Annotated in this window: 7 protein-coding genes and 1 pseudogene; all 8 read left to right on the top strand. The window is 33.7% G+C overall.

Features of this window, described 5'->3' with window-relative positions:
• Nucleotides 1-29: 29 nt before the first annotated feature.
• Nucleotides 30-896, top strand: coding sequence for a hypothetical protein (locus tag ACTTG8_RS05105; RefSeq protein WP_442561042.1), 867 nt, complete (start codon nucleotides 30-32; stop codon nucleotides 894-896).
• Between the two features lie 158 nt (nucleotides 897-1054).
• A complete protein-coding gene (locus ACTTG8_RS05110; protein WP_442561043.1) occupies nucleotides 1055-1411 on the top strand; it encodes a YbaB/EbfC family nucleoid-associated protein in 357 nt (118 codons plus the stop codon).
• Nucleotides 1412-2011: a recombination mediator RecR gene (gene recR / locus ACTTG8_RS05115; RefSeq protein WP_442561044.1), complete on the top strand. Its 600-nt coding sequence runs from the start codon at nucleotides 1412-1414 to the stop codon at nucleotides 2009-2011.
• 184 nt (nucleotides 2012-2195) lie between these two features.
• Nucleotides 2196-3299 (top strand): hypothetical protein, encoded by a 1104-nt coding sequence (locus ACTTG8_RS05120; protein WP_442561045.1) that lies wholly within the window; start codon nucleotides 2196-2198, stop codon nucleotides 3297-3299.
• A gap of 13 nt (nucleotides 3300-3312) precedes the next feature.
• On the top strand, nucleotides 3313-4521 hold the full coding sequence (locus ACTTG8_RS05125; protein ID WP_442561046.1) for a DUF5711 family protein: 1209 nt from the start codon (nucleotides 3313-3315) through the stop codon (nucleotides 4519-4521).
• Nucleotides 4522-4533: 12 nt separating this feature from the next.
• The gene (locus tag ACTTG8_RS05130) at nucleotides 4534-5322 is read left to right on the top strand and encodes a CvpA family protein (RefSeq protein WP_442561047.1); all 789 of its coding nucleotides are present in this window, start codon (nucleotides 4534-4536) and stop codon (nucleotides 5320-5322) included.
• Between the two features lie 9 nt (nucleotides 5323-5331).
• A complete protein-coding gene (gene yfbR, locus ACTTG8_RS05135; protein ID WP_442561048.1) occupies nucleotides 5332-5925 on the top strand; it encodes a 5'-deoxynucleotidase in 594 nt (197 codons plus the stop codon).
• Nucleotides 5926-5932: 7 nt separating this feature from the next.
• A pseudogene (locus ACTTG8_RS05140) lies at nucleotides 5933-6179 on the top strand (GNAT family N-acetyltransferase); the annotation flags it as partial.

Raw genomic sequence — 6179 nt, forward strand, 5'->3', positions numbered from 1 at the left:
GATAAAAATATGATATAAAGTGAGGTAATATGGAAGTCTGGAAAGAATATTGTAAAGCCAAAATTCCTAAAGCAACTTATACAACAGACATATGTTTTGGGGAAGATGGAGGATTGACTGTAAAGCTGGCAACCTGGGCTGATGAGTATAAAATAGATAAACAGATAAAAATAGAATTTAAAAATGTGAATTCTTTGAAAATATCCGATGAAAAAACAATTGAGCAGAATGAAAATATCATTTATGAAGTGGAGGATGAAAATTATACAAGTGAAGTAAAAAGAATAGTAAGTAGAAAATTGGAAGGGGACAAAGAGAACCTATATATAATAGTTACAAATACTTATAATATGAGTTTTGTAAGTAAATCAGAAGCTGAAATTATAGAGATAAAGGGGATTGATTTTAAAACAGAAAATATAACACTTTATCAGGTTGACAGTTTTTATGAAATGAAAGAATTGTTACAATGTAAAGAGATTATTTTTTGTGAAGAGGAACAAAATAGTTATGTGGCAGTCGGTTTTGGAAATTATATAGTTTTTGGAATGGCTTACTGCAATTATGGGATAGAACCTATATTTAATTTGGACAGAGAAAGTGGGTTGTGCTATATTGCTATCGGGGAAAATTTGATTTTATTTGATTTTAATAATGAAAAAATGTTATTTAATGAAAAATTATTTTCAGTAATTTTAGATGTAATAAGTATTAAGAATGCTATTTATGTATTATGTGATTTGGAATTAATCTGTTATAGTGAGAAAAAAGAAAAATGGAGTACTGCGTTCAGAGATATAGTTACGAACTATGAATTGTTGGATAATGAAAGGCTATGGCTTGATTGTGATGGAAGACAACTAATTATAAATTTACAAGATGGAACTGTGGAGTAGTATGAAGTTATTAGATGATTGAGGTACAGTTTATCGAAATAATCGTCAGCAATTTACCTGCTCCGGGATTATTGACATATGAGGATTAAATGCGATACACTATGGCTAATGCTGAATTTAGAATAGCAGAATATATATTTTAAGAAAGGAATTAAGAGATGGCAAAAAGAGGTGGATTTCCGGGCGGTGGAATACCGGGAGGAATGGGAAATATAATGAAACAGGCACAGCGTATGCAGCGTCAGATGGAAGAAAAACAGAAAGAGATGGAAACAAAAGAGTTTGAAGGAACTGCAGGTGGTGGAGTTGTTTCAGTAAAATTAAATGGCAAGAGAGAGGTACTTAAGGTTCATCTTGCAGAAGAAGTTGTAGATCCGGAGGATATTGAAACTTTGGAAGATTTGGTTGCAGCGGCACTTGGCGAGGCTCTTCGCAAGGTGGAAGAGGCAAGCAATGCGTCTATGGATCAGATTACAGGAGGACTTGGTGGCTTGGGTGGAGGATTCCCGTTTTAAATGGAATACTATGGAAAACAAGTTAATAAGCTGATAGAGGAACTTGCTAAACTTCCCGGAATAGGAGTTAAGACAGCAGGTAGACTGGCATTTCATATTGTAGGCATGCCAAAGGAAAATGTAGAGGCTCTTGCAGGAGCAATTAGTTCTGCCAAAGATAATATTTGCTATTGCAGGGAATGCTATACACTCACAGATTCAAATATTTGCCCTATATGTGCAGATAAGGAGCGAAATCACAATATGATAATGGTGGTTGAAAATGTGAGGGACTTAGCAGCTTACGAAAAAACTAAAAAATATGATGGAATTTATCATGTACTGCATGGGGTAATTTCTCCTATGTTGGGAGTTGGACCTTCTGATATAAAATTAAAAGAACTAATGGTAAGACTTCAAAATAATGATGTGGATGAAGTTATTATAGCGACAGGTTCAAGTCTTGAGGGAGAAACTACTGCGATGTATATTAGTAAACTTATAAAGCCTACCGGAATAAAGGTAACTAGGATTGCAAGTGGTGTTCCGGTGGGAGGTGATCTTGAGAATGTTGATGAAGTGACATTACTTCGTGCTTTCGTTGGAAGAACTGTACTTTAAAAATAATAGAGCTACTGTAACAAGTACAGCAGCTCTACATTAAATGAGAGGGGGAAGATGAAGTATTTCTTTGGGGAAAGTTTTCTTCATCTACAAGGCATAGTATATATTAAAAATGTGTTCATTTTGTGTTCAGAGTCTTAAAAATAATAAAACTTTTTAAGAATTATTTTAAGGAGAAAAAATGGCAAATAATATTCTTAATGAAGGAAAAGAAGTTTTGCAGAAAATTTATGATGAGGTAATCAATCTTAAGGAGAGTGAGATTAAAGAAAAAGAACTTGCAAAGTCGGAGGATGACTATGAAAAGCTGCTCTCAGATAAAGAAAAATCTGTGGCTAAAGAAATAGCAGATACAACAAAAACAAGGCGTGAGGAGATAGCTAAAACTTTTGATGTAGAAGAAGACAAATTAAATGAAATTGCTAAAAAGACTAATCAGAAGAGAGAACGGTATAGAGATGGTAAGGTATCGGAGAGAATTCAGACAGAAACAGCAGATTTTATAGAGGCTAATAATCAGATAAGGTCAGACACTAAAAAGCTCTATAAGCAGAATAAGACTCCGAGATTTTTTAATTCAGATATTTATTATACCTTGTTTATGCCAAGTAGTTTAAAAGATTTTTTATATTGTATTTTGACTTTTGCAGTGTTATTTGTAGGAATACCTGCGATTGTTTGGTATTTTCTTCCTAAGCCGGTAAGCACTTATATGATTGGGCTTATTTATGTAAGTTGTATATTTGTGTTTGGTGGGCTTTATATGCTTATTTTTAGTGCGTCCAGGACTAAATACAGGGATACTATCAATCTGGGAAATAATGCAAGGCATAAAATTAAAAATAATAAACGAGTAATTGCAAAGATTAGTAGAAACATTAGAAAAGATAAAGATGATAGTAGTTATGGGCTTGAGAACTACAATGCAAGGCTAGAGGATATAAGGCTCCAGTTGGAAGATTTGTCTGAAAAGAGAAAAGAGGCATTGAGGTTGTTTGATGAAAGTACCAGACTAGCTGTCGTAGAAGAGATAAAAAATGCTAATCAAGAAGAAATAGATAGATGTAAGGCAAGGCTTGCTGAGATTTCAACTAATCTGTCCGAAATTAGGGACTATATAAAACAGAAGAAAATATATATAGCAGAGAATTATGAAGTGTTTTTAGGTAAAAATTTTGTACAGGAAGAAATTCTGAAAGCTTTGATAGAGATAAGCGAAAAAAATCCAAATGTTTCTGTTGGTGAAGTAATTGAAATTTATAAAAAAGAGGCGTTAAAGAAGTGAAAGGCAGCAGATAATGTTTGATAATAAAGAATTGAGTGAAGATGAATTAAAGCCTATTCCTGAAGGGGAGGAAGAGGGACGCAGTACAAAGAGAAACTGGTTAAAAATATTATTTATAATTATGCTTACTTTAGTAATAGTAGCCGTTGCAGCTATTGAATTTTTCTTTAGCAGTAGGACATATTATGGCTATGATGTGATAGCAGAATATAAAAAAGAATTATCGGAAGATGTAGTATATGCTGCAGATTATGGTAAATTAATTGGCTATAATGATGAAGGAATATCGATATACAATAATAAAGGTGAAATAGAGTGGAATGCGGCACTAAATATGACTAATCCTAAAATCGCTGTAAGTAAAGGCTATGTGGCGGTTGCGGACATAGGCGGAAGAAACATACTTGTGGTAAATCATAAGACAGTGCCGGCAGTGCAGGTAAGCTTACAGATGTTTCAGGACATTATGATGGTAGACATATCTGAGCAGGGAGAAATTGCAGTGCTGATGGAGGCTGATAAGGGCTACAATATACACCTTATTAATCCTTATGATAAGAATGAAAAGTTAAAGGCAGAAATAAAAACTTATTCTAAGGATGATGGTTATGCGCTTTCACTGGCAATGTCAAAAGATGGCTCAAAACTGGTCACAGAGTATGTTAAGAGCGATAATAATGAAATAAAATCAACCCTTACATTTTATAATTTTGATAAGGTTGGTGAAAATTCAAATGCGGATAGAATAGTAGGAGTATTTCCGTTTGAAGATACTATTTTTCCTAAGCTGAAGTTTACAGATAACAATACAGTGTGTGCATATGGTGATAATAAGATAGCATGTTTTGCTGCTAAAAGAGAGCCTGAACTTTTGTGGGAAAAGAAGATAGAGGGTAAGATTGAGAGAATAGCTGAGGATGGAAGTGGATTTTCTCTGCTTATAAATGACAAAGATATGAAGTCGGTTTTATATTCGTTTAATTATAACGGTAATATAAAGTTTCAGAATGAGGTAGACATCAATGCGAAAGGAATGTGGAGTAATGATGGAGAAATAGCCCTATATTCTGATAGCAACTGTATTATTTTTTCGTCTAGTGGAGATGAAAAATTTAAAAATAAATTTGGAGATAAGATAATAAGTTTTATGCCGGCAGGAGGTAGTTTAAAGTATTATGCTGTTCTTGGGAAAAAACTTAAGCTAATAAAATTAACCGAGTAGTTTGGAGGATGAATGTCTAATTTTGTATTGATAATGGTGATTCTTATATTTGGAGCAAGCTTTTACAGAGGAAGTAAAAAAGGTTTAGTAAGGACTGTATTTGGGCTTTTTTCTTCTATTGTGGTATTGCTTGCAGGTACGGTAATATCGCCGGTTCTAAGCAATCAGTTTAGAAATAATGAAAAGTTATTTAATGCTATTTCTACAAGGGTAGAAAAATCAATAGAAAATTATCAAAAGGCTGATAATAATACTAAAGGAAGTGATAATAAACTTCAGATAAATAAGAAAAATAATAAGAAAGATAATAAGAAAAAAGATAATAAGAAAAAAGTAAAGAATATTAAAGATGAACTTTATATGCCACAAAATTTGCCCGGAGGCGATAAGGTATTTGAAGAAATTGTGTCTGATATTTTAAAAAATGAACATTTAGAAAAAGCAAAGGAAGATATACAAAAAGAAGTAAATCATAGGGTAGCAATCTACCTTACAGGAATAGTGATTAATTCGGGTACCTTTATTTTAGTATATTTTCTGCTTAGTACCGGACTGTATATTCTTGGCAGGGTGCTGAATATCATAAGTAAATTACCTGTATTAAAAGAACTTAATAGTATGGGAGGTGGCATAGCAGGGCTATTCCAAGGGTTAGTAATAGTTTGGCTTATATTTACACTTATGGCAGTGTTTATAGATAAACCTCTTGTGCAGGCAGGTATGGAGCAGATAGAGAAAAATATGTTTTTAACCTTGCTTTATAAATCCAATATCATAGCAAAAGTAATAGGGTTTAGATAGGAGGAAGGGTTGGAAAAAGATTATTCGTTTTTTGCAATGATGGCTAGGCTTAAGTATATTAATCGTTGGGCTTTGATGAGAAATTCCAGAGAGGAGAACTTAAGCGAACATTCACTTGAAGTAGCTATGCTCTCCCATGCCCTTTGTACAATAGGAAATAAGCGTTTTGGGAAAAGTCTGAATGCGGATAAGGCGGCACTTATAGGAATGTATCATGATGCTACTGAAATAATTACAGGAGATATGCCTACACCGGTTAAGTATTTTAATAGCAGTATCAAGAACACTTATAAGGAAATTGAACACACCGCTTGTGAAAAAATTCTTTCTCTCTTACCGGAGGATTTAAGGGTAGAATATCAGGGAATATTTGAGCCAACAGGTGATTATAAATATGAGAAGGCTCTGGTTAAGGCAGCAGATAAACTTTCAGCTTATATTAAATGTTTGGATGAAAAAAAGGCAGGTAATCATGAGTTTTTACAGGCGGAAGAAACTACTTTGAAGGCAGTTAAAGCTTTAGACTTAGAAGAAGTAGAAGTATTTTTAAATGAATTTATACCGGCTTACAGCAGGACTTTGGATGAGGCTTGTTTGCTTTAAGGAGGATATGTTGAAGATAAGAGATTTGGAAGCTCGTGACAGAGAAGAAGTGTTTAAAATGATGAGGATTTTCTATAATTCGGAGGCTGTACTTTATACAGCGCCGGATGAAATTCTCTACAAAGATATAGATGACTGTCTTTCCGATTTGCCTTTTATAGAGGGCTATGTATTTGAGGAAGAGGGAGAGCTTGTAGGCTATGCTATGGCGGCTAAGAGCTATACTACGGAGTATGGCGGACTTCTTATTTTTA

It is taken from the genome of Catonella sp. (assembly GCF_052173895.1).
Lineage (GTDB): Bacteria > Bacillota > Clostridia > Lachnospirales > Lachnospiraceae > Catonella.